Raw genomic sequence first — 22,686 nt, 5'->3', positions numbered from 1 at the left:
AAAAAAACCGGAGACCTTGTCTCCGGTTTTTTTATATCTCACTTCAGACTATCTCTTGCGCGTACTGGACCAGGGCTTTTAACAGGATCTGTTTTTCTGCGTTGCCTTCATATTGGTTGTATAACGACTCAAGCTCCTGCGCGTAATGCTGCAGATACTCTGGCGTAAACACGTTTCGACGGTGCTGCAGCCAGCGCGCCTGTTCTGCTTCATCCAGCGTGCCGGGATAATTGCGCGCCCGGTAGTTAAACATCAGCTTTTCGATGCGCTTATCGGCGAAGGTGATGTCGAGCGCAGGTAAGTTACGCGGCTCGGTTTGCAGAACAATATTCATGGCTGCGCGGTCGGCATCGCTGAAGAAGCCGTTGTAGAGCTGGGCATCCACGTTTTCGGACGGCACGAACGGCTCCGCCTCGGCGAAGATGGCGACCACTTTCTCGCGCACCTGCGGGTTATCGCGAAGCACTTTCAGGTTATCCAGGCAGTGCTGACGGTTAATGCCCAGCCTGTCGGCATCTTCCGGACGCAGCGTGTTCGCCTGCGCCAGCACCGGACATTTATTGATGTGCACCAGCTTAACCGGCACCGCAGGCAGATCCCCGAGTTCATTTTTCGGGGTGTAAAGCCGTTCGCGCAGGGTATCGCTGTCAAGCTCCAGCAGCGGCGAAATATCGCCCGCCAGGTCCACCATGATAACCGCATTACGGTTATCCGGGTGCCACGCCAGCGGCGCAACCCAGCTGGTATTGCCGCGCCAGGCGCCAAACATGCCGGAGATATGCACCAGGGGCTTCATCTGCGGTACGTCGATAAGGGTCATGAGCTTCTGCTTGCTTCGGTGGCTCAGCAGATATTCAAACAGCCGGGGCTGTGCGGTTTTCACCAGCTTCGCCATGGCAATGGTGGCATAAACGTCTGCCATCGCATCGTGGGCATTGCTGTGCTCGATGCCGTTGGCGCGCGTCAGGTGTTCCAGCCGGAAGCTGGTCAGCCCTTCCTCATTTTCCGGCCAGTTAATGCCTTCAGGGCGCAGGGCATAACAGGCGCGCATGATGTCGAGCAGATCCCAGCGTGAATTGCGGTTCTGCCAGCTCCAGGCGTACGGATCGTAGAAGTTGCGATAGAAGATATTGCGCGTCACTTCATCATCGAAGCGGATGTTGTTGTAACCGACCACGCAGGTATTAGGCACGGTAAACAGATCGTGGATACGGCGGGCGAACTCTGCTTCGTTAACGCCTTTTTCCCGTGCTTCCTGCGGCGTGATCCCGGTGACCATTACCGCGCCGGGCTGCGGCAGGTAGTCATCAGCCGGTTTACAGTAAAAGACCTCAGGCTCGCCAATGATGTTGAATTCGTCATCGGTGCGGATGGCGGCAAACTGCGCCGGTCGGTCCAGCGCCGGATGCGTGCCAAAGGTTTCGTAGTCGTGGAATAAAAAAGTCGGGCGTGCGGCAGAGTCAGACACCAGTAATACCATCCTGTTAAAAAATGACGTCACTATGGTAAACGATCGTGCGGGTCAGACCGAATAAAAAGCGCCGCCGCGTCGCAAATTTGCGAGACCGCTTCCGCGTAAAACCTGCGTTCTGTCACATTTTTTTGCAATTAAGCCAGGTAACGACATCAGAAGTCCCGTAAAAAGGTCATCGATTTTTAATGACCTGAGGATATACCGTTGAAACGCCGTCTGTTTATTGCTGTTTCTTTACTCGCTTCGAGTGTCTCATCTGCTTTTGCGGCCGAACCACTGGATTTTTCGCCGCAGCCTCCGGCCATTCAGGCTGGCTCCTGGGTGCTGATGGATTACACGACTGGTCAAATTTTAACGGCGGGCAACGAACATCAGCAACGTAACCCGGCGAGCCTCACCAAGCTGATGACGGGCTATGTGGTGGATCGGGCCATTGACAGCCATCGCATTTCGCCGGATGACATTGTCACCGTAGGGCGTGACGCGTGGGCAAAAGGGAACCCGGTGTTTGACGGTTCGTCGCTGATGTTCCTGAAAGAGGGCGATCGCGTCACCGTGCGTGACTTAAGCCGCGGTCTGATTGTCGATTCCGGCAACGATGCCTGCGTGGCGCTGGCCGATCACGTGGCGGGCGGGCAGCCGCAGTTTGTGAAGATGATGAACGACTACGTGCAGAAGCTGAACCTGCGTGATACGCACTTTGAAACCGTCCACGGTCTGGACGCGCCGGGCCAGCACAGCTCGGCCTATGACCTGGCCGTGCTCTCTCGGGCCATCATTCACGGTGAGCCAGAGTTTTATCATATGTACAGCGAAAAGAGTCTTACCTGGAACGGCATCACCCAGCAAAACCGTAACGGCCTGCTGTGGGATAAAACCATGAACGTGGACGGCCTGAAAACGGGGCATACCTCAGGAGCAGGCTTTAACCTTATTGCCTCCGCGGTGGACGGTCAGCGTCGTTTGATTGCGGTGGTGATGGGCGCGGACAGCCCGAAAGGGCGCGAGGACCAGGCGCGTAAGCTACTGCACTGGGGACAACAGAACTTCGATACGGTGCAGATCCTGCATAACGGTAAAAAAGTCGGAACAGAGCGTATCTGGTACGGCGATAAAGAACAGGTGAAACTGGGCACCGACCAGGACTTCTGGCTGGCCCTGCCGAAAGCGGAAGTACCGAACATTAAAGCCAAATACGTGCTGGATAAAAAAGAGCTGGAAGCACCGATTGCCGCGCATCAGCGGGTCGGGGAGATCCAGCTCTATGACCGCGACAAGGTCGTGGCGCACTGGCCTCTGGTCACTCTGGAAGCCGTTGATAAGGGAGGCGTATTCTCACGCTTGAGCGATTATCTTCACCACACGCTTTAACCGCTGATGGGCAGACTGGCAGGGTTGCGAGTCTGCTCACATAATAAACACTCCTCGTTTGCCGATAATAGAAATCCTGCTTTATAGTGTATAAATATACAGTGCTAATCGGAGGCAGCATGGACTTCAGCATCAAGCAGCAACAGAAACGTAAGATTGCGGGTTTTCATCTTGTTGGGCCGTGGGAAAAAACGGTCAAGCAGGGCTTTGAACAGCTGGTCATGTGGGTAGACGGGCGTCACATTGAGCCGCTGGAGTGGGTGGCGGTCTATTACGATAACCCCGATGAGGTTCCGGCAGAAAAACTGCGCTGCGATACGGCCGTTACCGTACCGGATGATTTCGTCATCCCGGAAAACAGCGAAGGGGTGATGATGACGGAAATCGCGGCCGGTGATTATGCCGTGGCGACGGCGCGCGTGGAAAACTACGACTTTGCAACCCCGTGGTATCAGTTCTTTAATTCCCTGCTGCAGGATAATAAATACCAGATGGCGCTTAAGCCCTGCTTTGAGCGCTATCTCAATGATGGCAACGCGGACGGCTACTGGGATATTGAAATGTTTATCGCGGTAGAGCACAAAACGGTTTAAGCCTGCTTAATGAAGGGTTTTTCAGCCGGGAGCGATCCGCCCGGCTGAAAACACAGTACAATTGTGATTTGCCGTGTTGCTGGAGAGCGGGTGTGCGTCCCGACAAATCATTAACCCCTTTTGAAATTCGCTTATATAAACATTACCGCGTGGTGCACGGGTGTCGCATCGCGCTGGCGTTCGTGTTGACCTTTGTACTGGTCAGGTTGCTGGATATACCGGAAGGAACGTGGCCGCTGATCACGCTGGTGGTGGTGATGGGGCCAATCTCATTTTGGGGAAACGTTGTCCCGCGCGCCTTCGAGCGAATAGGTGGTACCGTGCTTGGCTCTGCCCTGGGGCTGATTGCCCTGAAGCTTGAGCTCATCTCATTTCCAGTGATGCTGGCATGGTGCGGTGCCGCCATGTTCCTGTGCGGCTGGCTGGCGCTGGGCAAACGGCCTTATCAGGCGCTGCTGATTGGTATCACTCTCGCGGTCGTGGTCGGCGCGCCAGCAGGGGATATGACCACGGCGATGTGGCGAAGCGGGGACGTTATTCTGGGCTCGCTGCTCGCCATGCTGTTTACCGGCATCTGGCCGCAGCGGGCTTTTCTGCACTGGCGTATCCAGATGGCTAACTACGTCACGGCGTTTAACCGCGTTTACCAGGCGGGGTTTTCACCGAATCTGGTTGAGCGTCCCCGGCTGGAAAAGCATCTGCAAACCATCCTCAACGACGTGGTCAAAATGCGCGGCCTGATAGTACCAGCCAGTAAAGAGACCCATATTCAGAAAGCGATTTTCGAAGCTATCCAGACGGTCAGCCGCAATCTGGTGTGCATGCTTGAACTGCAAATCAACGCGCACTGGGCCACGCGTCCCAGCCATCTGTTGATGCTTAACGCCCAGACCCTCAAAGAGACGCAGATGATGACGCAGCAGACCCTGCTGACCATCGCCCATGCGCTCTATGAAGGCAACCCGCAGCCCGTTCTGGCGAACAGCGAGCGGCTCAATGAAATCGTGGCGGAACTAAAGCAGTTAATCAACGAGCGGCAGGGCGATAACGTGGCGGAAACGCCCATTCACGGCTATGTCTGGCTGAGCCTGGAGCTGGCGCGACAGCTTGAACTGCTATCGCACCTGATTTGTCGGGCGCTGCGCAAATAAAACGCGGATGTGACGCCTGCTGCTTCGATTCAGCAGCAATTGGGGTTATGATAGCTTTAAACGATATAGCCATTGTCATTCGCAGCCGCTGTCAGTAAGGTTATTGTTACAACGGTTGCTTTAACGAATCCGAATCTCACATTATCAGGGGTGTAAAAATGGAAACTATCAAGCCTTCGTTCCAGGATGTTCTGGAATTCGTCCGCCTGTTCCGCCGCAAAAACAAACTGCAGCGTGAAATCCAGGACGTTGAGAAGAAGATCCGTGACAACCAGAAACGTGTTCTGCTGCTCGACAACCTGAGCGACTACATCAAGCCGGGCATGAGCGTTGAAGCTATTCAGGGCATCATCGCCAGCATGAAGAGCGACTATGAAGACCGCGTTGATGATTACATCATCAAAAATGCCGAGCTGTCCAAAGAGCGTCGCGACATCTCCAAAAAGCTGAAAGTGATGGGCGAAATCAAAAACGCCGAAGCTAAAAGCGAATAATCGCAGCGAATTGTGAAAAAGGCTCTCTGGTGACAGGGGGCCTTTTTTATTTGACGATCAACGGTCCGCTGATTTGTAGGTCGGGTCAGGCGCAGCCGCAAGCCGACAATTTTATCTACTGTAGAAAAGCAAAAAGCCTGCTACAAAGCAGGCTTTTTAAATTTGGCTCCTCTGACTGGACTCGAACCAGTGACATACGGATTAACAGTCCGCCGTTCTACCGACTGAACTACAGAGGAATCGTTGTGGAGGCTTATCTTAGCGGCGAAAAAACTTTTGTCAAACCTGATCTTAGGGAAAATCGACTGATTGCCGATTCTGTCGTCAGTTTGTTGTAAATACACACATCTTTTTCAGGAAAATACTTTGCAGGATTAGCATTTCTCCCCCATCATTTGAAATGGAGTTTCAACTATTCTCGCTAAGGTCCATTTTGAACGTCACTGCCCCTCTGCGCCAGGCGATCGTGCGCACGCCATGGTACGCAAAACGTAAAAGCTATCGTGTTCTGTTCTGGCGTGAAATCACCCCTCTTGCCGTGCCTATTTTCCTGGAAAATACCTGCGTTCTGCTGATGGGAGTGCTGAGCACCTTCCTGGTGAGCTGGCTGGGGAAAGAGGCGATGGCGGGGGTCGGGCTGGCAGACAGCTTTAACATGGTGGTGATGTCATTCTTTGCCGCCATCGATCTCGGGACGACGGTTGTGGTGGCCTTTAGTCTCGGCAAGCTGGATCCCAAACGCGCGCGCGAGGCTGCACGTCAGTCGCTGATGATCATGACCCTCTTTTCGATTGTTCTGGCGGCGGTGATCCACTATTTCGGTAAAGAGATTATCGATTTTGTCGCCGGGGAAGCCACGAACGAGGTCAAAGACCTGGCGCTGACCTATCTCGAAATGACCGTCTTAAGCTATCCTGCGGCGGCCATCGCGTTGATTGGCAGCGGCGCGCTGCGCGGGGCAGGTAACACCAAAATCCCGCTGTTGATCAACGGTGGGATGAATATCCTGAATATCATCATCAGCAGCGTGCTGATCTACGGCGCGTTCTCGTGGGATGGGCTGGGGTTCGTCGGGGCCGGGCTGGGATTAACCATATCACGCTATATCGGTGCGGCGGCCATCATCGGGGTGCTGATGACGGGGATTACCCCCTCGCTGCGTCTTACGCTTAAGAGCTACTTCCGGCCCTTTAATTTCGCCATTATCTGGGAAGTGATGGGGATTGGTATTCCCGCGAGCATTGAATCCGTGTTGTTCAACGGCGGGAAGCTGCTCACGCAGATGTTTGTCGCCGGAATGGGCACCGACGTTATCGCCGGTAACTTTATCGCCTTCTCCATCGCCTCGCTGATTAACCTGCCGGGTAACGCCCTTGGGTCGGCATCAACCATCATCACGGGTAAACGTCTCGGGAAAGGGCAGATAGGCCAGGCGGAGCGGCAGCTGCGCCATGTGTTCTGGCTGTCGACGATTGGGCTGACGCTGATCGCCTGGGGCACCGCGCCGTTTGCCGGGCTGATGGCCGCGTTTTATACCCATGAAGATGACGTGAAAGAGGTGGTGAAGATCCTTATCTGGCTCAACGCCGCCTTTATGCCCATATGGGCGGCATCCTGGGTGTTACCTGCCGGGCTGAAAGGGGCGCGCGATGCCCGTTTTGCCATGTGGGTGTCCATGCTTGGCATGTGGGGGTGTCGCGTTGTGGCGGGCTATACGCTGGGCGTGGTGCTGGGCTGGGGCGTGGTGGGCGTCTGGCTGGGGATGTTCCTTGACTGGGCCGTACGCGGGGCGCTGTTCTACTGGCGCATGGTCAGCGGGCGCTGGCTGTGGAAATATCCGCGACAAAATGCCTGACAATTGCGCGAAATGGAGAATAATTCGGCAAACGATCGGAAATATGCATTCTGCCTTTGACATCATCGGGGAGCATCGATAATATGCGCCCCGTTCACACGATTCCTCTGTAGTTCAGTCGGTAGAACGGCGGACTGTTAATCCGTATGTCACTGGTTCGAGTCCAGTCAGAGGAGCCAAATTTGAAAAGCCTGCTTTTAAAGCAGGCTTTTTGCTTTTCTGCGTCAAGTAAATGCAAAACGGCAACCTTGTTGCCGTTTTTAGTGTTTTCACCCTCTCCCGTGGGAGAGGGATGGGGTGAGGGCATCAGACCGCACGAAATTACACACGAACCGGCGCCGTCGCCGCCTCCAGCCACGAACGCGCCTCGCTATTCACCAGCGGCGTCAGTGCCTCACGTACCTGCTGATGATACTCATCCAGCCACTGCTTTTCCTGCTCGCTCAACAGATCCAGCTCGACCTGGCTTAAATCAATCGGGATCAGCGTCAGAGAAGCAAATTTGCAAAACCCCGGACGGCTCTCCACTATCTCCACCTGGTTTTCAATACGGATACCGTGGCTATCGCCCAGATAGTATCCCGGCTCAATGGTCATGATGTTCCCTGCCACCAGCGGCCACGGGTTGACCTTTTTGGCGATGCGATGCGGGTTTTCGTGGATCAGAAGCTGGTGGCCCACGCCGTGCCCGGTACCGTGATCGTAATCCAGCCCCATCTCCCACAGCGGACGACGCGCGAAAGCATCCAACTGGTGCCCCTGCGTACCGGAAGGGAACTGCAGGGTAATCAGCGACAGGAAGCCTCTCAGCACGGCGGTGTAGTGCAGACGCTGCTGCGAGGGGACATTACCCCACGCCAGCGTGCGCGTGGCATCGGTGGTGCCGTTAGCGTACTGACCGCCCGAATCGTTCAGGTAAAAATGGTTATGGCCGAGGGGCTTGTTGCTGGCCTCGCTTGAATGATAGTGGCACATCGCCGCATTGCTCGAAGAGGCGGAAATGGTCGCGAAACTCTGCTCAATAAAACTGGGCTGCTGTTTGCGAAATGCCAGCTGCTGCGCCTGCACTTCCAGCTCCGTTAGCGGTTGTCCCGCCGCCGCACGCAGCGGCACTTCGCGGCTCAGCCAGGCCAGGAAGTTGACCCACGCGGCGCCGTCCTGGAGATGGCACTCGCGATACCCTGCCAGCTCGACCGGGTTTTTGGTAGCCTTAATGAGGGTAATGGGATCGGTTCGCCAGACAATTTCACCGCGCGGTTCAATGGCAAAGCGCAGGGCCACCGGCGCGGAGTCGGCATCAACCATCACCCGCTTCCCTTCAGCAAGTTGCTGACAGCGCTCAATAAAAGTGTTCTGTGGCGCAATCGTGAAGGCGTTCAGAACTGCATCAGGGAGTTCTGCGAGCTTATTGTCGTTAACAAACCACTCAACGCGGCCGTCGCGACCGAGCAGGGCAAATGAGAGCGGTACCGGACTGGTGGGGATATCTGAGCCGCGCACGTTGAGCATCCACGCAATGTTATCCGGCAGCGTAACGGCCAGGTAGTCAGCGTTGTTCGCGGCCAGCACGGCGGCAACGCGCTGACGTTTGTCTTCGCTGCTTTCACCGCTTATCGCAACCGGCATCTCACGGATAAGCCCCGCCGGTGCGGCAGGGCGATCGGTCCATAAGGCGTCAAACGGTGACGCGTTCAGCGGCACGAGCGTACACGGTGTGGCAGACAGCTGCGTAAACTCGGTATTCGTCATCAGCATTGGGTCAAAACCAATGCGCGTGCCCGCCGCGACGTTGGCCGTCAGCCAGTCTGCCAGCGGCTCGTTGTGCAGATGGTGGATCTCAACCTCATCCATATTCACCTGAACGCGGGCCTGCACCTGATAGCGTCCGTCGACGAACAGCAGCGCTTTATTCCTCAGTACCAGCGCGACGCCAGCAGAGCCGTTAAAGCCTGTCAGCCAGGCCAGCTTTTCGTCGTTCGACGCGCAATTCTCGCTTTGCCAGGCATCGGTGCGCGGAACGATCATCCCGTCGAGGCTGTTTTCCTGAAGCCACTGACGCAGGGCAGAGAGCGGAGTAGGGGTGTGCATGGTTTTTCCTTATTGTTATTAGCGGAACGGCGGCTCGTTGAAGGTGCGCAGCTTGCGCGAATGCAGTCGGTCGCCTTCCGCCCGCAGCAGGTCGATGGCGCGAATGCCGATCTGCAAATGTTCGGAAATCGCCCCTTCATAGAAACGGTTGGCCTGACCCGGCAGCTTAATTTCGCCGTGCAGCGGCTTATCGGACACGCACAGCAGCGTGCCGTAAGGAACGCGGAAGCGATACCCCTGGGCGGCGATGGTGGCGCTCTCCATATCAATCGCCACCGCTCGGCTCAGGTTGAAGCGCAGCGCGGAGGCGGAGTAACGCAGCTCCCAGTTGCGGTCATCCGTCGTCACTACCGTACCGGTACGCAGGCGCTGTTTGACCTCTTCACCCGGCATGCCGCTGACCTCTTTGGTGGCGTCATACAGCGCGCGCTGTACTTCGGCGATGCTCGGGATTGGGATATCCGGCGGCAGTACCGCATCCAGCACGTGGTCGTCGCGCAGATAGGCGTGGGCCAGCACGTAATCGCCAATCAGCTGGCTTTCGCGCAGGCCGCCGCAGTGGCCAATCATCAGCCACACGTCGGGGCGCAGCACCGCCAGATGGTCACAGATGGTTTTGGCGTTCGACGGGCCGACGCCGATGTTGATCAGGGTGATCCCCTGACCGTCGGCGGTGATCAGGTGCCAGGCGGGCATCTGGTGTTTTTTCCACGCCAGGTCGGAAATGGCCTGCTCGGGCGCTTCGGTCTCGGCGGTGATCCAGATCCCGCCCGCGCAGGAGAGGGCGATATATGGACTGTCCGGATCAAGGATCTGGCTACAGCCCCAGCGAACGAACTCATCCACGTAGCGGGTGTAGTTGGTAAACAGCACAAACGGCTGGAAATGCTCGGCGGGCGTGCCGGTGTAGTGGCGCAGGCGCGCCAGGGAGAAATCCACCCGACGGGCGTCAAAGTGCGACAGGGGGGAAAACTCTGCCGGGTGATAAATCCCGTCAGCCGTCTCATCGCCAATCTGTGACAGTTCCGTCGTTGGGAAGTGGCGGGTCAGTCCCGCGCTCATGGAGCGGTCAAGAGTTAGCGCCGAACCGTCAATAACGTACGGATACGGGATCTCGTGCTGCGAAGGCTCCACGGCAATATGCGCGCCGTAATCCTGATACAACAGCGTTAGCTGCTCTTCCAGATAGGGGCGGAACAGTGCAGGGCGGGTGACGGTGGTGCTGTAGCAGCCGGAGTGGGTAAAACGGGCGTAGGCGCGGGTTTTCGGCGTCGTGCTTGCGCTGCCGTCCCAGGTTACAGAGAGCGATGGATAAACAAAAAGGCCTTCGTTTCTGGCCTTTTGATCGGGAAGTTTCCCCGTTTCGATATATTCGCTGATGGCGCTGCGCAGCGCGTTGACGGACTGTTCATACAGCGCGTCGAGTTTTTCCAGCGCCTGAGCCGGGGTCAGGCTGGAGCCCTTATTATTCATCTCTGTCTCCTTGTTCCACAGGTGTGCGACTCTATCCGATAGTATGTCACACGCCTGTGAAACAAAAGGGAGATCAGCGGTGGCTCGTCTCTTTCATTAACAGCGCCGTTGCCGCCGACAGCAGGCAGCCGGCCAGCAGATAAATCGCCACGCTGTGCCAGTTACCGCCGGAGAAGGTCACCAGCGCGGCGGCGATAAACGGCGTAAACCCGCCGCCGACCACGCTTGCCACCTGGTAGCCCACGCCCGCGCCGCTGTAGCGGTAGCTGGCGCCGAACAGTTCGGTAAACATCGGCTGCTGCACGCAGACCACCATATCGTGAGCGATGTTGGCGAGCATAATGGCGAAGAAGACAATCCAGAACACAGACTGAGCCTCCAGCGCCATAAAGAACGGCCAGGCGCTGAGGGTGCCAATCAGCGCGCCGGTGATGTAGACGCGGCGGCGACCAAACCGGTCCGCCAGCCAGGCGAAGCAGGGGATGGTCAGACAGCTGATCCCGCCGACCAGCAGGCCGATATTCAGGAACAGTTCGCGCGGCAGGCCGAGATTCTGCGTCGAGTAGTTCAGCGCAAACGCGGTAACGATATACATCGTCAGCAGTTCGCACAGGCGCAGGGCGATGATTTTCAGAAAAGCGCCAGGGTGCCGAATCAGGGCTTCCATCACCGGCAGCCGTTTTTTGACGGACGGCTCCTCACGCTGTTGCTGTTCGAACTCTGCCGACTCATCCATCCCGTTGCGGATCCACAGCGCGGCAATCACCAGCACGATGCTGAAGATAAAAGGGATGCGCCAGCCCCAGCTCAGAAACTGCGCGTCGGTGGTGAGCTGGCTGATTAACGATACCAGCCCGGTGGAAAGCAACAGCCCGACGCCGTACCCGACCTGCACGCCGCTGCTGTAAAACGCTTTCTTGTTTTTTGGCGCGCTCTCAACGGATAACAGCGCCGCGCCGCCCCATTCGCCGCCCACGGCGAAGCCCTGAATGGCGCGCAGCGTCACCAGCAGCACAGGCGCCCACCAGCCAATAGCGGAAAACGACGGGAGAATGCCAATCAGCGCGGTGGCGATCCCCATCATCCAGACGGTAAGCATCAGCATGCGCTTGCGGCCAAGCCGGTCGCCGAAGTGGCCGAAAATCACCCCGCCCAGCGGGCGAAACAGAAAGCCGACGCCGAAGGTGGCAAACGCGGCGAGCGTGCCCATCGCAGGGCTGACCTGGGGAAAAAACTCGCGGTTAAACACCAGCGCGGCGGTAATGCCGTAAAGCAGAAAATCATACCAGTCGACGACGGCACCTGCGAAGCTGCCGAGTGCAGCGCGGCGGGCGCGATTGAGCGAAGGTGTCTCCTCGTTGGGACGATCGGAGATGAGGGTGGAGTCCATAGTTATCCTGTCCGTACTGTTTTTTATTATTGGTATAAGAAAAGGTCACTCACATAGCAGCCGTCATATAAACGGAACCTATGAGACTACCGCGACAAAACGCCTGAGAAAACGTTTTTATCTTTCCGGAAGGCGCTGAATAAATAAATTTCATCTTCCCCTGCCTCGAGATAAATCAGTCTGTTTGGCTCCGGTTCGTGCTGAATGGATTACAGTAATAGATACCGCTGCGTGACTAAAGCTGAGGGAAAAACGATGCAACGTAACTTTTCGGCATTCTGGATGGTCCTGTTTTTATTCGCCGCACCGCTTCATGCCGAGCCGAAAGTCTATGGCGAACAGCGTATTAGCGGCTGGTGGAATGCGCTGACGGATGATATCTCCCAGACCTGGGAAGAGCCGCAACGTTACGATTTGTACCTGCCGTTTCTGAGCTGGCACGCCCGCTTTATGTACGATAAAGAAAAAACCGACAATTACAACGAAATGCCGTGGGGCGGCGGCCTGGGCGTGTCTCGCTATAACGAAGAGGGCAACTGGAGCGCGCTTTTCGCAATGATGTTCAAGGACTCGCACAACGAATGGCAGCCCGCGATGGGCTATGGCTGGGAGAAGGGCTGGTATCTGGATAATGCCAAAGATTTCCGCCTTGGGCTCGGTGCCGCCGCGGGCATCACGGCGCGAGATGATTTTGCGAACTATGTGCCTCTGCCGTTCATCTTCCCGCTGTTTTCTGCCGGCTATAAGCGCGTTACCGTCCAGTTCACCTATATTCCCGGAACGTATAACAACGGCAACGTGCTCTTTGCCTGGCTGCGCTTAGGCTTTTAAAGGGTGATCACCTTTTTTGCCACGGCGTTAGACAAGACCAGCATGGAGAAGAGAACAGAGGTGACGAACGTAAGCACAATCAGCGCCAGCTTCATGCCGAGAGAGGTCACCGGTATCAGCGCCGTCAGCAGATGAAACACCGAGTAGTGCACAATATATACGCCGGTCATCGTTTTGCTGATGGCGGCCAGAATGGACTCCTTTAATTCAGCATTGCGGCGAAAGCGAACGCCGTTCGCCGCAATCACCAGGGCAATAATCAGGATGTAGATCTGCGAGCCGGTGAGAATAAAGGCGTTTCTGTCTGCCTTAAACAGGGCAAAAAAGAAGTGGCGCTCGTAAAACCAGGTGAAGAGATAGATAAACGGGATGGCGACAACCGCCGCCCGAACCACGTTTTTGCGGCTTATCCACTCGGCGACTTTTGGGTCGCAGAAGAGCTGCCCGGTCAGATAAAACAGCAGCCATGTCCACAGCCGATACTGCGGCGAAAGCGAAAGGACGTGCGTTTCAGGATAAAGCGCCGATAGCAGATCGTATCCGTAGGAAAAGCACAGCAGAGCAGCAATCGCGCCGCAGAACAGCGATCTCCGCTGGCTAAGCCACTCCACCGCCGGGTGGAAGGTGTAAATCACCACAAATGCGAACACGAACCAGGGCTGAATTAAATACCCGCGCTGATAAGGCTCCCAGAGGTAGTAGATCGTTATCCAGAACAGAAAAACAATCACCAGACTTTTTATTTTCCCCAGCTGCCAGCGCGTGCCGTGCCGTGATTGCCCGTCGAGATAGCCCGACACCACAAAAAACAGCGGCGTGGCGATGGTCGAGATAAAGGTTAAAAAGCCCAGGATCCAGTGATAGTCATAGTCATAATGATCCCAGGTATTGTAGATGGTGAAGAAGGTGACCGCCGTCATACAGCCCAGCGTCTTGATAATGTTCAGCCCTGTCGCATTCATTGTTGTTTGGCTTCGTCCTTACGATGGAAACACGCATAGATCACGGGGAGTACCAGTAGCGTCAGGATTGTAGCAAACCCCAGTCCAAACATAATCACAACGGCCATGCTCTGGAAGAAAACATCCAGCAGCAGCGGTGCCAGGCCAAGTACGGTCGTGAACGCGGTGAGCAGGATAGGGCGCAGGCGCGAGGTGGCGGCATAAACGATCGCGCTGTGCTGATCCTTGTGCGTTTTCTGCTGTTCGATCTCTTCCACCAGCACGATGCCGTTGCGGATGAGCATTCCGCTCAGGCTCAGCAGACCAATCAGCGCCATAAAGCCAAAGGGAATGCCGGTAATTAAAAATCCTGGCGTGACGCCAATCAACGCCAGCGGTACGGTCAGCCAGATCGCGACGGCATTTTTTACCGAGCTGAACATCAGCACCGTAATAACAAACATCACCAGATACCCGAGAGGTAGCGTAGTGAACAGCCCTTGCTGCGCTTCGCTGGAGTTTTCCGCGTCGCCCCCCCACTCGATGCTGTAGCCGTGTGGCAGGGGAAGGGCATCCACCTGCGGCTTCACGCGGGCGAGAATATCACCGGAGGTTTGCTGGCTCAGCGGGTCCGGATCCGTCTGAACCGTCAGTACCCGCGAGCGGTCGCGTCGAAGGATGAGCGGATCTTCCCACTCCAGCGTGAAGCTGCTAACGACGTTACTCAGCGGGATATACTGCTGCCGCGCATGGCTCCACACCAGCACGTTGTTCAGGTGGCTGGCGTCCAGCCTTTCGCTTTCCGGAGGCCTCACCACCACGGGCAGCAGGTCACTGCCTTCCCGATATAACCCCGCCCGGCTGCCGGAGAAATTCATCTCCAGCGCGTTGTCGACGTCCTGCTTATCCACGCCAAGCTCGCGTCCCAGCGCGGCGACGTACTGCGGACGGATCACTTTGCTGCGGTTTTGCCAGTCGTTTCGGACGCTCCCCGTGGCCGGGTCGCGCGCCAGGATATCGTCCACCTGGCTGGCAATCAGACGCAGCCTGTCAGGATCCGGGCCTTTAATGCGCACTTCAATGGCGCTGTCGCCGGAGGGCCCAAACATCACCCGTTTCGTGCTGGCGTTGACCTGCGGGTAGTTACGCGCGATGTACTCATCCACGTAGCGCGTCAGCGCGGAGATGCTGCGCTGGTCATCCATACGCACCATGATCTGCGCGTAGTTGCTGTACTGCCGCTGTCCGCTGTAGGTCAGAATAAAGCGCATGCTCCCCTGACCGATGGTCGAGACGGTGGTTTCCACGCCGGGCCGTCCCTTGATTGTTTTCTCAATGTCGCCGGTCATTTTCTCGGTCCATTTGATATCTGTCCCGTAGGGTAACCAGAGGTCGACAAAGAAAATCGGCGTATTGGACGACGGGAAAAAGTTTTGCCGCACCGCGCCAAACCCCCAGACAGACGCGGCCAGCAGGGCGGCCATCACTACCAGCGTCGGCGCTTTATGGTGCAGCAGTGCGTTCAGCAGGTGCTGGTAGAGGCGGTAGAGACGTTTGTCGTAAGGATCTGACTCGTCAGTGGCGTCCGGCGCGCTGTCGTTTTTAAACAACCACCACTTAATCAGCACCGGGGTGAGGGTGAGCGCCGAGAACCAGCTCAGCATCAGGGAAATCAGCAGCACCTGGAACAGAGATTTACAGTATTCCCCGGTGGAGTCCTGCGATAGCCCGATAGGGGCAAACGCAAGGATGGCGATCACCGTCGCCCCCAGCAGCGGCAGGGCGGAGCGGCGGATGATGTTGTTTACGGCGGTTAACAGCGGAGAGCCCTGCTGCCGGGCAATCAACACCCCTTCGACAATCACGATGGCGTTATCCACCAGCATGCTGAGGGCGATAATCAGCGCCCCGAGCGAGATGCGCTGTAGCTCAATGCCACACAGATACATAATCAGCAGCGTGCCCAGCACGTTAAGGGCGAGAGAAACCGCGATGATGATCCCGCTGCGTACGCCCATAAAGATCAGCAGCACGCCGATGACAATCGCCAGCGCCATCAGGAAGTTAATAATAAAACCGTTAACAGAGTGGCCCACTTCGGCTGCCTGATCGTAAAACAGATCTATCTGTATGCCAGCCGGTTTTTCCGCCGACATCTGGTTTAGCTTCGCCTCCAGCGCGTGGCCCACGTCGATCACGTTCACGCCGGGAATAAACGAGACGCCCATGGTGACGGCTTTTTTGCCGTTGGCATGGTAGATACTGGCGGGCGATTCGTTCAGCCCGCGCGACAGCGTGGCGATATCCCGCAGGCGCGTCGCCGCCCCGGTGCCGGAAGGCGTGATGATGAGATCCGCCAGTTCATCAAGATTCTCGAACTCACCGGTCGGGTGCAGACGAATGGATTCGCTGCCGGAGGTGATTTCTCCGGCGCTGGAAACGACGTTGAGCCTGCTGAGCAGGGCGGAAAGCTGGTTCAGCGTAATGCCGCGCGCGGCCATTTTGGTCAGGGAAATATCGATGTTGACCTGTTGGCTAATGGCCCCGCCGATGGCGACCTTCGCGACGCCGGGAACTAGAATCAACGCGCGGCGCAGCTGCTCTGCATATCTCACCAGTTCAGGATTACTGAATTCATCCCCGGAAATGGCGAAGAAGAAGCCGAACACGTCGCCGAAATCGTCATTCACAAAGGGCGTGACGACGCCGGGCGGGAACTGACGCGAGGCATCGCCCACGCGGCGGCGCAGCTCATCCCAAATCTGCGGCAGTTCGTTCGAGTGATAGCGTGAAGCGATGTTAACGGTGATTTGCGACAGACCGTTTGAAGAGATGGAGCTCACGTTGTCCAGATAAGGCAGCTGCTGAAGGGCATTCTCCAGCGGCAGCGTCACCTCTTCTTCAACCTGCTGAGCGGATGCGCCGGGGTAGTGGGTGACCACCACGGCGGTTTTGATGGTAAAGGCGGGATCTTCCAGCCTGCCGATATTCAACAGGGCGAAAATCCCCCCAATGCCCAGCAGCAGAATCGTTAGCCAGACGCGAACCGGGTTATTAATAAATTGACGAGTGATATCCATTACAGTCCCCGCTCACGCGTCCAGATACGCACCGGCTGGTTAGCATGGAGCTCTCCCACGCCTGCGGCCACCACGCGCTCGCCCGCCTTAAGCCCGCTGGTGATCGTCACGCCTTCGGTTATCACTTGCCCCACGCTGACCTTGCGGTCTTCAAGAAGGAGCGTGTCGCCTTCTCCCGCCACAACCCAGACGTGCGGCTCATTGCGTGGGCTGTTGTCCGGGTTAAAGACGGCCTCAACCGGTACAACCAGCGCCTGAGCGTCCGCGCCAGCCGGGAGGTTGGTTAAATTGATGGTCACCGTACCGCTTACGCCACCGACGGCGGGAAAATCATCTGGTCGCGGCATGGTCAGTATCACCTGCCAGGTCAGGGTATTACTGTCGCTGCTGCCCGAGTGCTCTTTGTAGACGGCGGTAAATTCCCGATCCGGAATGGCGTTAATTCTCACTACCGGACGATACTGCGCGTTGCGGATATCAAAGGTCTTAAACAGGTTTTCAGGGATGCTGAACACCACATCAAGCAGATCGGTGCGGGTTAACGTCGCGATGGGCTGACCGGCAGACACCACCTGATGGTTTCTGACATGTACGCTGGCCGCCGTCCCGCTGAAGGGGGCGACGAGCGTCATCTGATTCAACTCTTCTCGGGCAATCTGCAGCGCCGCATTCGCCGAATCGCGGTTCGCACGCTGTACGTCCATTTCGGCTTTCGAAATCGCCTGGCGGCCCGCCAGCGTCTGGAAGCGATCGAACTGCCTCTGGGCCAGCGTCGCCGCCGTCTGCCTGTCGTTAACCCGCTGCTGGGCTTCACGGGCGTTCAATCTTGCAAGCTGTTGGCCCTGCTTGATGGCTGCGCCCTGACGCACATCGAGCGCTTCAATTTGACCAGCGCGCTTGAAGGAAAGGTCTGTGGCATCGCCCGATTCAATGCGGGCGGGAAAAACGCGCTGCTGGGCATAACCGGGAACCGTCACCTCCGCCACTTTAACCATTCTGGGCAGGGGGGAGGCTTGTTCAGGTTTAGGATCGCACGCCGTGAGCGTTAACAAAACGAACGGTAAAAGAGAGAGGTAGCGGTTCACTGTATTCCCCTAATAAATAACTGTTTTATTTATTCCATAACCTGGACAGGGGTGACACTATTCTGCCAGAACAGTGACGACCATATAGGTAAATAAACCAATCGCCGTGCTGGCGATAATGGCAAGCGCAATAAACATACCCAGTCGGATCAGGCTTATGCCATACATACATTCCTCCATGAGCCGGAAGCGGTAACTCACTATGAGCATAGTCGGCGAAAAGATAAATGTTAAATAACCATTAGCAGTGGGGACGCGCTAAACCTGAAATTCCTGTGCTACGTTTAATATTATTCATCTCTTTTACCGTAACTGGCATTAAGGGCAACCCCCTGCATTTAATGCGTTTTTTTTGCTTCATTCACTCTCGTGTTGGTTATAAAAAGGATGCTCGATATGTATAAAAACATTCTCGTTCCGGTGGATGTCTACGAGACAAGCCTGGCGGATAAAGCGTTGCAGCATGCACAGTTTCTGGCGCAAAGCGCATTGGGTGACATTCATTTGCTGCACGTCATGCCAAAATTTTCAGCCGAGCTGACGCGCGGTTTTATTTCAGATGCGCGAAAGATGGATGAATATATGATTAATAATTCAAAAGAAAAACTGTCTGACCTGGTCAAAAAATTGAATTTGCCAGAAGAGCGCGTTCACCTCCATGTTCGCAGCGGAAATGTTCGTGATGAGGTTATTAAGCTGGCGGATGAACTTGCTGCTGGCGCGATTATCGTCGGCTCCCGCAATCCAAATATTCAAACCCATTTGTTAGGATCGGAGGCGGCAAGTATTGTTCGTTACGCCCATGTTCCTGTTTTCGTTATTCGTTAATTTCATGAAAGCAAGGTGATTTCTGAATAGAACCTGAGGAAGTAACAATGAAAACAGGAAAACCTGAACGTCCGTATTATCAACAAACCGTTGATGAAACCCTGTCGAATATCCACTCCACTCTGGAAGGACTTAGCGGCACTGAGGCATCAGCCCGACTTCAGCAGCATGGTGAGAATGCGTTACCGCAAAAAAAGGGCAAACCCGCCTGGCTGCGCTTCCTGGCGCATTTTAACGATGTACTGATTTACGTTCTGCTGGTGGCCGCGTTGCTTAAGCTCTTTATGGGCCACTGGGTAGACATGTTTGTGATCCTCGGGGTTGCCATCATTAACGCGCTGATCGGCCATATCCAGGAGAGCAATGCTGAGAAATCGTTGCAGAGTATTCGCAATATGCTCTCCAGCGAAGCCGTGGTGGTACGACAGGGGAATCATGAAACGATCCCCACTACGGCGCTGGTCCCGGGCGATATCGTGGTGATCCGCGCCGGGGATCGTATCCCTGCGGACCTGCGCGTGATTGAGGCGCATAACCTTCGCGTGGAGGAGGCCATCCTGACTGGCGAATCCACTGTTGTTGAGAAAAACAGCGATGCGTTAAGCGGGGAACTGCCCTTAGGCGATCGCTATAATCTGCTCTACTCAGGCACCACCGTCAGCTCCGGCGGCGGTAAAGGCGTGGTGGTGGCAACCGGGGGCGAGACCGAGCTTGGCCACATCAATCAGATGATGTCCGACATTGAAAAGCACCGCACGCCGCTGATGGTGCAGATGGACAAGCTCGGTAAGACCATCTTCATCACTATCCTGGTGATGATGGTAGCGCTGTTCGTCTTTAGCCTCCTGTTCCGGGATATGCCGGTTTCTGAACTGGTGCTGTCGCTTATCAGCCTCGCCGTTGCCGCCGTGCCGGAAGGCCTGCCGGCCATCATTTCCATCATCCTTTCGCTTGGCGTACAGGCCATGGCGCGTCGCAAGGCCATTATTCGCAAGTTGCCCACGGTGGAAACCCTGGGCGCAATGACGGTCATCTGCTCGGATAAAACCGGCACCCTGACGATGAATGAAATGACGGTCAAAGCGGTGATTACCGCTGACACGACCTATCGCGTGGAGGGCGACAGCTACGAACCGGTGGGGAATATTCACCACGTAGATGACCCGACGCCCGTCAGCGTGACGCAGGGTTCCCTGCTGGAACGCTACCTGCGCACCATTGACCTCTGCAATGACAGCCAGCTGATCAAAGACGAGCAGGGACTGTGGAAAATCACCGGAGGACCCACCGAGGGCGCCCTGAAGGTGCTGGCGGCGAAAATCCCGCTCCCACCGCTTGATACGGAAATGCGCAGTAAAATCCCGTTTGATTCGCAGTATAAATACATGTCCACGCTCTACCGACTGGGTGAAGAAGAGGCGATTTTAATCACCGGCGCGCCGGACGTCCTGTTCCGCCTCTGTCAGTACCAGCAGACGAATGACGGACTGCAGCCGTTCGATCAACCTTACTGGGAAGGGAAGATTGAAGAGTATGCCCGGGAAGGGCTGCGCATGGTGGCGGCGGCCTGGAAACCTGCCCGCGAGGGACAGCGCGAGCTGGATCACCCGGACCTCCATGATGGCGTGATCCTGCTGGGTATTGCAGGAATGATGGATCCGCCGCGTCCGGAGGCCATTACCGCGATTGCCGACTGTCTGCAGGCCGGGATTCGCGTGAAAATGATCACCGGCGACCACCCGCAAACGGCCATGAGCATTGGGCAAATGCTGGGGATTGGTAACGCCGCAAGCGCAATCACCGGACGTGAGCTGGAGGCGATGGATGACCGTCAGCTGAGCGACGCCGCGCAGCAGTACGATATTTTCGCCCGAACCAGCCCGGAGGATAAATTCCGCCTCGTGCAGGCCCTGCAAAGTAAACAGGAAGTGGTGGGCATGACCGGGGATGGCGTAAACGATGCCCCGGCGCTCAAGCGGGCGGATGTGGGTATCGCCATGGGGATTAAGGGGACTGAGGTCACCAAGGAAGCCGCCGACATGGTGTTAACGGATGACAATTTTGCCACCATTGCCAGTGCGGTCCACGAGGGACGGCGGGTTTACGATAACCTGAAAAAAACGATTCTGTTCGTTATCCCGAGCAACATCGCGCAGGCTTTGCTGATCATCATCGCGCTGCTGGCCGGGAACCTGATTCCGCTGACGCCGGTCCTGATCCTGTGGATGAACATGGCCACTTCAGCAACCCTGTCGTTTGGCCTGGCGTTTGAAGCGGGTGAGAAGGACATCATGAACCGGCCACCGCGCAAGGCGAATCTGCATGTGATGGACGGCTACGCCATCTGGCGCGTGGTGTTTGTCGGTCTGATGATTGCCATTAGCGCCTTCGTGCTGGAAGCCTGGCTACAGCCGCGCGGCTACTCGGCGGAATTCATCCGCACCGTGCTGCTGCAAACCCTGGTGACCGCGCAGTGGTTCTACATGCTCAACTGTCGCGTTAATGACGGCTTCTCACTGAGCAAAGGTCTGCTGGCGAATAAAGGGATTTGGATCGTGAGCGGCGTACTGCTGGCGCTACAGCTTCTTATCATTTACGCCCCGTTCATGCAGATGCTGTTTGGCACCGAAGCGCTGCCGTTCCGCTACTGGGTCATTACCTTCCTGATTGGTTTTGTGATGTTCCTTATCGTCGAGGCGGAAAAAGTGCTGACGCGCAGATGGCGTAAAATCGAAGCGTAATAGCGTAAACTGAGAAAGCCTGCCTGAGTCCAGGCTTTCTCTTTTGTGAGCACAGGAAATTATGATGCGACTTACCTGGTTCGTCCTTACGCTGTGTGCCGCTGTTCCCAGTGCGTTTGCCGTAACCTATACCCTACCGCCGGAAGGCAGTCGGCTGGTGGGAACCCCGATTACCATCACCGTTCCCGAGCGCAATACGTTACCGCTTGAGGCCTTTGCTGCACAGCACGGGCTGGGGCTCAGCAATATGCTGGAAGCGAACCCGGGCGTGGATCCTTTTTTGCCTAAATCCGGCACCCGGCTGGTCATTCCTCAGCAGCTGATTTTGCCCGACACCGTGCGCGAGGGGATTGTCGTTAACGTGGCGGAAATGCGTCTCTACTATTATCCGCCGGGCAGCAATACCGTCGAAGTATTGCCCATCGGCATTGGTCAGGCCGGTCGCGAAACCCCGCGTAACTGGGTCACGGCGGTTGAGCGCAAGCAGGAGGGCCCCACCTGGTCACCTACGCCGAACACGCGTCGTGCCTATGCGGCAGAGGGGAAAACGCTGCCCGCCTTCGTGCCCGCCGGGCCGGATAACCCGATGGGGTTGTATGCGATATATATCGGCAGGCTATATGCCATACACGGCACAAACTCCAATTTCGGCATTGGGCTGCGGGTGAGCCAGGGCTGTATTCGTCTGCGTAACAACGACATTAAATATCTTTTTGATAATGTCCCCGTGGGCACCCGCGTGCAGCTTATCGATCGCCCCGTTAAGGTGACCACGGAGCCGGACGGCAGCCGCTGGGTGGAGGTTCACGAACCGCTGTCGCGTAACCGGGCGGAATTTGAATCGAGCCGGAAAGTGCCTCTGCCCATCTCCGCCGCACAGCAGACACAGTTGATAAACGAGGGGGCGGGCGCTGAACTGGAACGGCGGTCGGGGATGCCGGTTAAAATCGGCATGTAAGGGCATAGTGCGGGCTGGTGCCCTCACCCCAACCCTCCCCACGGGAGAGGGGGACACACTAAAAACGGCAACCCAGTTGCCGTTTTGCATTTACCTTGCGCAGAAAAGCAAAAAGCCTGCTTTAAAAGCAGGCTTTTCAAATTTGGCTCCTCTGACTGGACTCGAACCAGTGACATACGGATTAACAGTCCGCCGTTCTACCGACTGAACTACAGAGGAATCGTGTGAACGGGGCGCATATTATCGACCTGCGTTCGCCTTGTCAAAGGGTGGATCAACGCCTTTTGATCGTTTGCTGACAAAATCGGCAAAATGATGTTTTTGACAGCGGAA

General features: G+C 56.3%; 16 protein-coding genes and 3 tRNA genes. 10 read left to right on the top strand and 9 right to left on the bottom strand.

Translation table 11 applies throughout. The features are described 5' to 3' along the window. Window positions 1-43 precede the first annotated feature (43 nt). On the bottom strand, window positions 44-1,480 hold the full coding sequence (gene sbcB, locus DG357_RS14870; RefSeq protein WP_408608541.1) for an exodeoxyribonuclease I: 1,437 nt from the start codon (window positions 1,478-1,480) through the stop codon (window positions 44-46). Window positions 1,481-1,678: 198 nt separating this feature from the next. Between sbcB and dacD the strand changes: the two genes are divergently transcribed. From dacD to DG357_RS14850, 4 genes are all read left to right on the top strand, one after another. Continuing rightward, entirely contained in the window at window positions 1,679-2,845 is a 1,167-nt protein-coding gene (gene dacD, locus DG357_RS14865; RefSeq protein ID WP_028013757.1) for a serine-type D-Ala-D-Ala carboxypeptidase DacD, read from the top strand. Between the two features lie 119 nt (window positions 2,846-2,964). Beyond that, window positions 2,965-3,438: a DNA gyrase inhibitor SbmC gene (gene sbmC, locus DG357_RS14860; RefSeq protein WP_059358469.1), complete on the top strand. Its 474-nt coding sequence runs from the start codon at window positions 2,965-2,967 to the stop codon at window positions 3,436-3,438. A gap of 92 nt (window positions 3,439-3,530) precedes the next feature. After that, a complete protein-coding gene (locus tag DG357_RS14855) occupies window positions 3,531-4,589 on the top strand; it encodes an FUSC family protein (RefSeq protein ID WP_028013755.1) in 1,059 nt (352 codons plus the stop codon). Window positions 4,590-4,747: 158 nt separating this feature from the next. Then, window positions 4,748-5,083, top strand: a complete 336-nt coding sequence (locus DG357_RS14850; protein WP_028013754.1) for a DUF496 family protein — start codon at window positions 4,748-4,750, stop codon at window positions 5,081-5,083. Window positions 5,084-5,246: 163 nt separating this feature from the next. On the opposite strand, the gene DG357_RS14845 is transcribed toward DG357_RS14850, so the two are convergent. Beyond that, window positions 5,247-5,322, bottom strand: a tRNA-Asn gene (locus DG357_RS14845). Between the two features lie 161 nt (window positions 5,323-5,483). Here DG357_RS14845 and emmdR point away from each other — a divergent pair. Beyond that, on the top strand, window positions 5,484-6,938 hold the full coding sequence (gene emmdR, locus DG357_RS14840) for a multidrug efflux MATE transporter EmmdR (RefSeq protein WP_120787280.1): 1,455 nt from the start codon (window positions 5,484-5,486) through the stop codon (window positions 6,936-6,938). Between the two features lie 103 nt (window positions 6,939-7,041). Continuing rightward, window positions 7,042-7,117 (top strand) — tRNA-Asn (locus DG357_RS14835). A gap of 142 nt (window positions 7,118-7,259) precedes the next feature. Here DG357_RS14835 and DG357_RS14830 read toward each other — a convergent pair. The 3 genes from DG357_RS14830 to shiA all read right to left on the bottom strand — a co-directional run bounded on the left by DG357_RS14830 (window position 7,260) and on the right by shiA (window position 11,889). After that, a complete protein-coding gene (locus DG357_RS14830) occupies window positions 7,260-9,026 on the bottom strand; it encodes an aminopeptidase P family protein (RefSeq protein WP_088204834.1) in 1,767 nt (588 codons plus the stop codon). An 18-nt stretch (window positions 9,027-9,044) separates the two neighbouring features. Further along, window positions 9,045-10,499 carry an AMP nucleosidase gene (locus DG357_RS14825; RefSeq protein WP_041909184.1) on the bottom strand — a complete coding sequence of 485 codons (1,455 nt, stop codon included), beginning with the start codon at window positions 10,497-10,499 and terminating at the stop codon, window positions 9,045-9,047. A 73-nt stretch (window positions 10,500-10,572) separates the two neighbouring features. Then, window positions 10,573-11,889, bottom strand: coding sequence for a shikimate transporter (shiA, locus tag DG357_RS14820; RefSeq protein ID WP_045260388.1), 1,317 nt, complete (start codon window positions 11,887-11,889; stop codon window positions 10,573-10,575). Between the two features lie 255 nt (window positions 11,890-12,144). Here shiA and pagP point away from each other — a divergent pair, with 255 nt between their 5' ends. Continuing rightward, the gene (gene pagP / locus DG357_RS14815; RefSeq protein WP_028013749.1) at window positions 12,145-12,720 is read left to right on the top strand and encodes a lipid IV(A) palmitoyltransferase PagP; all 576 of its coding nucleotides are present in this window, start codon (window positions 12,145-12,147) and stop codon (window positions 12,718-12,720) included. On the opposite strand, the gene DG357_RS14810 is transcribed toward pagP, so the two are convergent. The 3 genes from DG357_RS14810 to DG357_RS14800 are packed head-to-tail and all read right to left on the bottom strand — an operon-like array spanning window position 12,717 to window position 17,826. Next, entirely contained in the window at window positions 12,717-13,682 is a 966-nt protein-coding gene (locus DG357_RS14810; RefSeq protein WP_045629806.1) for an acyltransferase, read from the bottom strand. The genes pagP and DG357_RS14810 overlap by 4 nt on opposite strands. Then, on the bottom strand, window positions 13,679-16,741 hold the full coding sequence (locus tag DG357_RS14805) for an efflux RND transporter permease subunit (RefSeq protein WP_088204835.1): 3,063 nt from the start codon (window positions 16,739-16,741) through the stop codon (window positions 13,679-13,681). The genes DG357_RS14810 and DG357_RS14805 overlap by 4 nt, the downstream gene beginning before the upstream one ends. Beyond that, window positions 16,741-17,826: an efflux RND transporter periplasmic adaptor subunit gene (locus DG357_RS14800; protein WP_167401635.1), complete on the bottom strand. Its 1,086-nt coding sequence runs from the start codon at window positions 17,824-17,826 to the stop codon at window positions 16,741-16,743. The genes DG357_RS14805 and DG357_RS14800 overlap by 1 nt, the downstream gene beginning before the upstream one ends. A gap of 396 nt (window positions 17,827-18,222) precedes the next feature. On the opposite strand from DG357_RS14800, the gene DG357_RS14795 reads away from it, so the two are divergent. The 3 genes from DG357_RS14795 (at window position 18,223) to ldtA (ending at window position 22,353) form a co-directional block, all read left to right on the top strand. Next, window positions 18,223-18,654, top strand: coding sequence for a universal stress protein (locus tag DG357_RS14795; protein WP_028013745.1), 432 nt, complete (start codon window positions 18,223-18,225; stop codon window positions 18,652-18,654). A gap of 47 nt (window positions 18,655-18,701) precedes the next feature. Then, window positions 18,702-21,395 carry a cation-transporting P-type ATPase gene (locus DG357_RS14790; RefSeq protein ID WP_088204837.1) on the top strand — a complete coding sequence of 898 codons (2,694 nt, stop codon included), beginning with the start codon at window positions 18,702-18,704 and terminating at the stop codon, window positions 21,393-21,395. Between the two features lie 61 nt (window positions 21,396-21,456). Continuing rightward, a complete protein-coding gene (ldtA, locus tag DG357_RS14785; protein ID WP_045260382.1) occupies window positions 21,457-22,353 on the top strand; it encodes a L,D-transpeptidase in 897 nt (298 codons plus the stop codon). A gap of 143 nt (window positions 22,354-22,496) precedes the next feature. Here ldtA and DG357_RS14780 read toward each other — a convergent pair. Then, window positions 22,497-22,572: transfer RNA gene (locus DG357_RS14780), tRNA-Asn, on the bottom strand. Between the last annotated feature and the right edge of the window lie 114 nt (window positions 22,573-22,686).

The organism is Enterobacter bugandensis (assembly GCF_900324475.1).
Taxonomy (GTDB): Bacteria; Pseudomonadota; Gammaproteobacteria; order Enterobacterales; family Enterobacteriaceae; genus Enterobacter; species Enterobacter bugandensis.
Note: the sequence above shows the minus strand (reverse complement) of the source record. Positions and strands in the feature narration are given on the sequence as shown.

Excerpts from the sequence above, each read along its gene's own strand:
- pagP (WP_028013749.1), top strand. The coding sequence starts at position 12,145 with ATGCAACGTAACTTTTCGGCATTCTGGATGGTCCTGTTTTTATTCGCC.
- DG357_RS14790 (WP_088204837.1), top strand. The coding sequence starts at position 18,702 with ATGAAAACAGGAAAACCTGAACGTCCGTATTATCAACAAACCGTTGAT.
- DG357_RS14850 (WP_028013754.1), top strand. The coding sequence starts at position 4,748 with ATGGAAACTATCAAGCCTTCGTTCCAGGATGTTCTGGAATTCGTCCGC.
- emmdR (WP_120787280.1), top strand. The coding sequence starts at position 5,484 with ATGGAGTTTCAACTATTCTCGCTAAGGTCCATTTTGAACGTCACTGCC.
- sbcB (WP_408608541.1), bottom strand. The coding sequence starts at position 1,480 with ATGGTATTACTGGTGTCTGACTCTGCCGCACGCCCGACTTTTTTATTC.
- ldtA (WP_045260382.1), top strand. The coding sequence starts at position 21,457 with ATGATGCGACTTACCTGGTTCGTCCTTACGCTGTGTGCCGCTGTTCCC.
- sbmC (WP_059358469.1), top strand. The coding sequence starts at position 2,965 with ATGGACTTCAGCATCAAGCAGCAACAGAAACGTAAGATTGCGGGTTTT.
- DG357_RS14825 (WP_041909184.1), bottom strand. The coding sequence starts at position 10,499 with ATGAATAATAAGGGCTCCAGCCTGACCCCGGCTCAGGCGCTGGAAAAA.
- shiA (WP_045260388.1), bottom strand. The coding sequence starts at position 11,889 with ATGGACTCCACCCTCATCTCCGATCGTCCCAACGAGGAGACACCTTCG.
- DG357_RS14830 (WP_088204834.1), bottom strand. The coding sequence starts at position 9,026 with ATGCACACCCCTACTCCGCTCTCTGCCCTGCGTCAGTGGCTTCAGGAA.
- DG357_RS14810 (WP_045629806.1), bottom strand. The coding sequence starts at position 13,682 with ATGAATGCGACAGGGCTGAACATTATCAAGACGCTGGGCTGTATGACG.
- DG357_RS14795 (WP_028013745.1), top strand. The coding sequence starts at position 18,223 with ATGTATAAAAACATTCTCGTTCCGGTGGATGTCTACGAGACAAGCCTG.
- DG357_RS14805 (WP_088204835.1), bottom strand. The coding sequence starts at position 16,741 with ATGGATATCACTCGTCAATTTATTAATAACCCGGTTCGCGTCTGGCTA.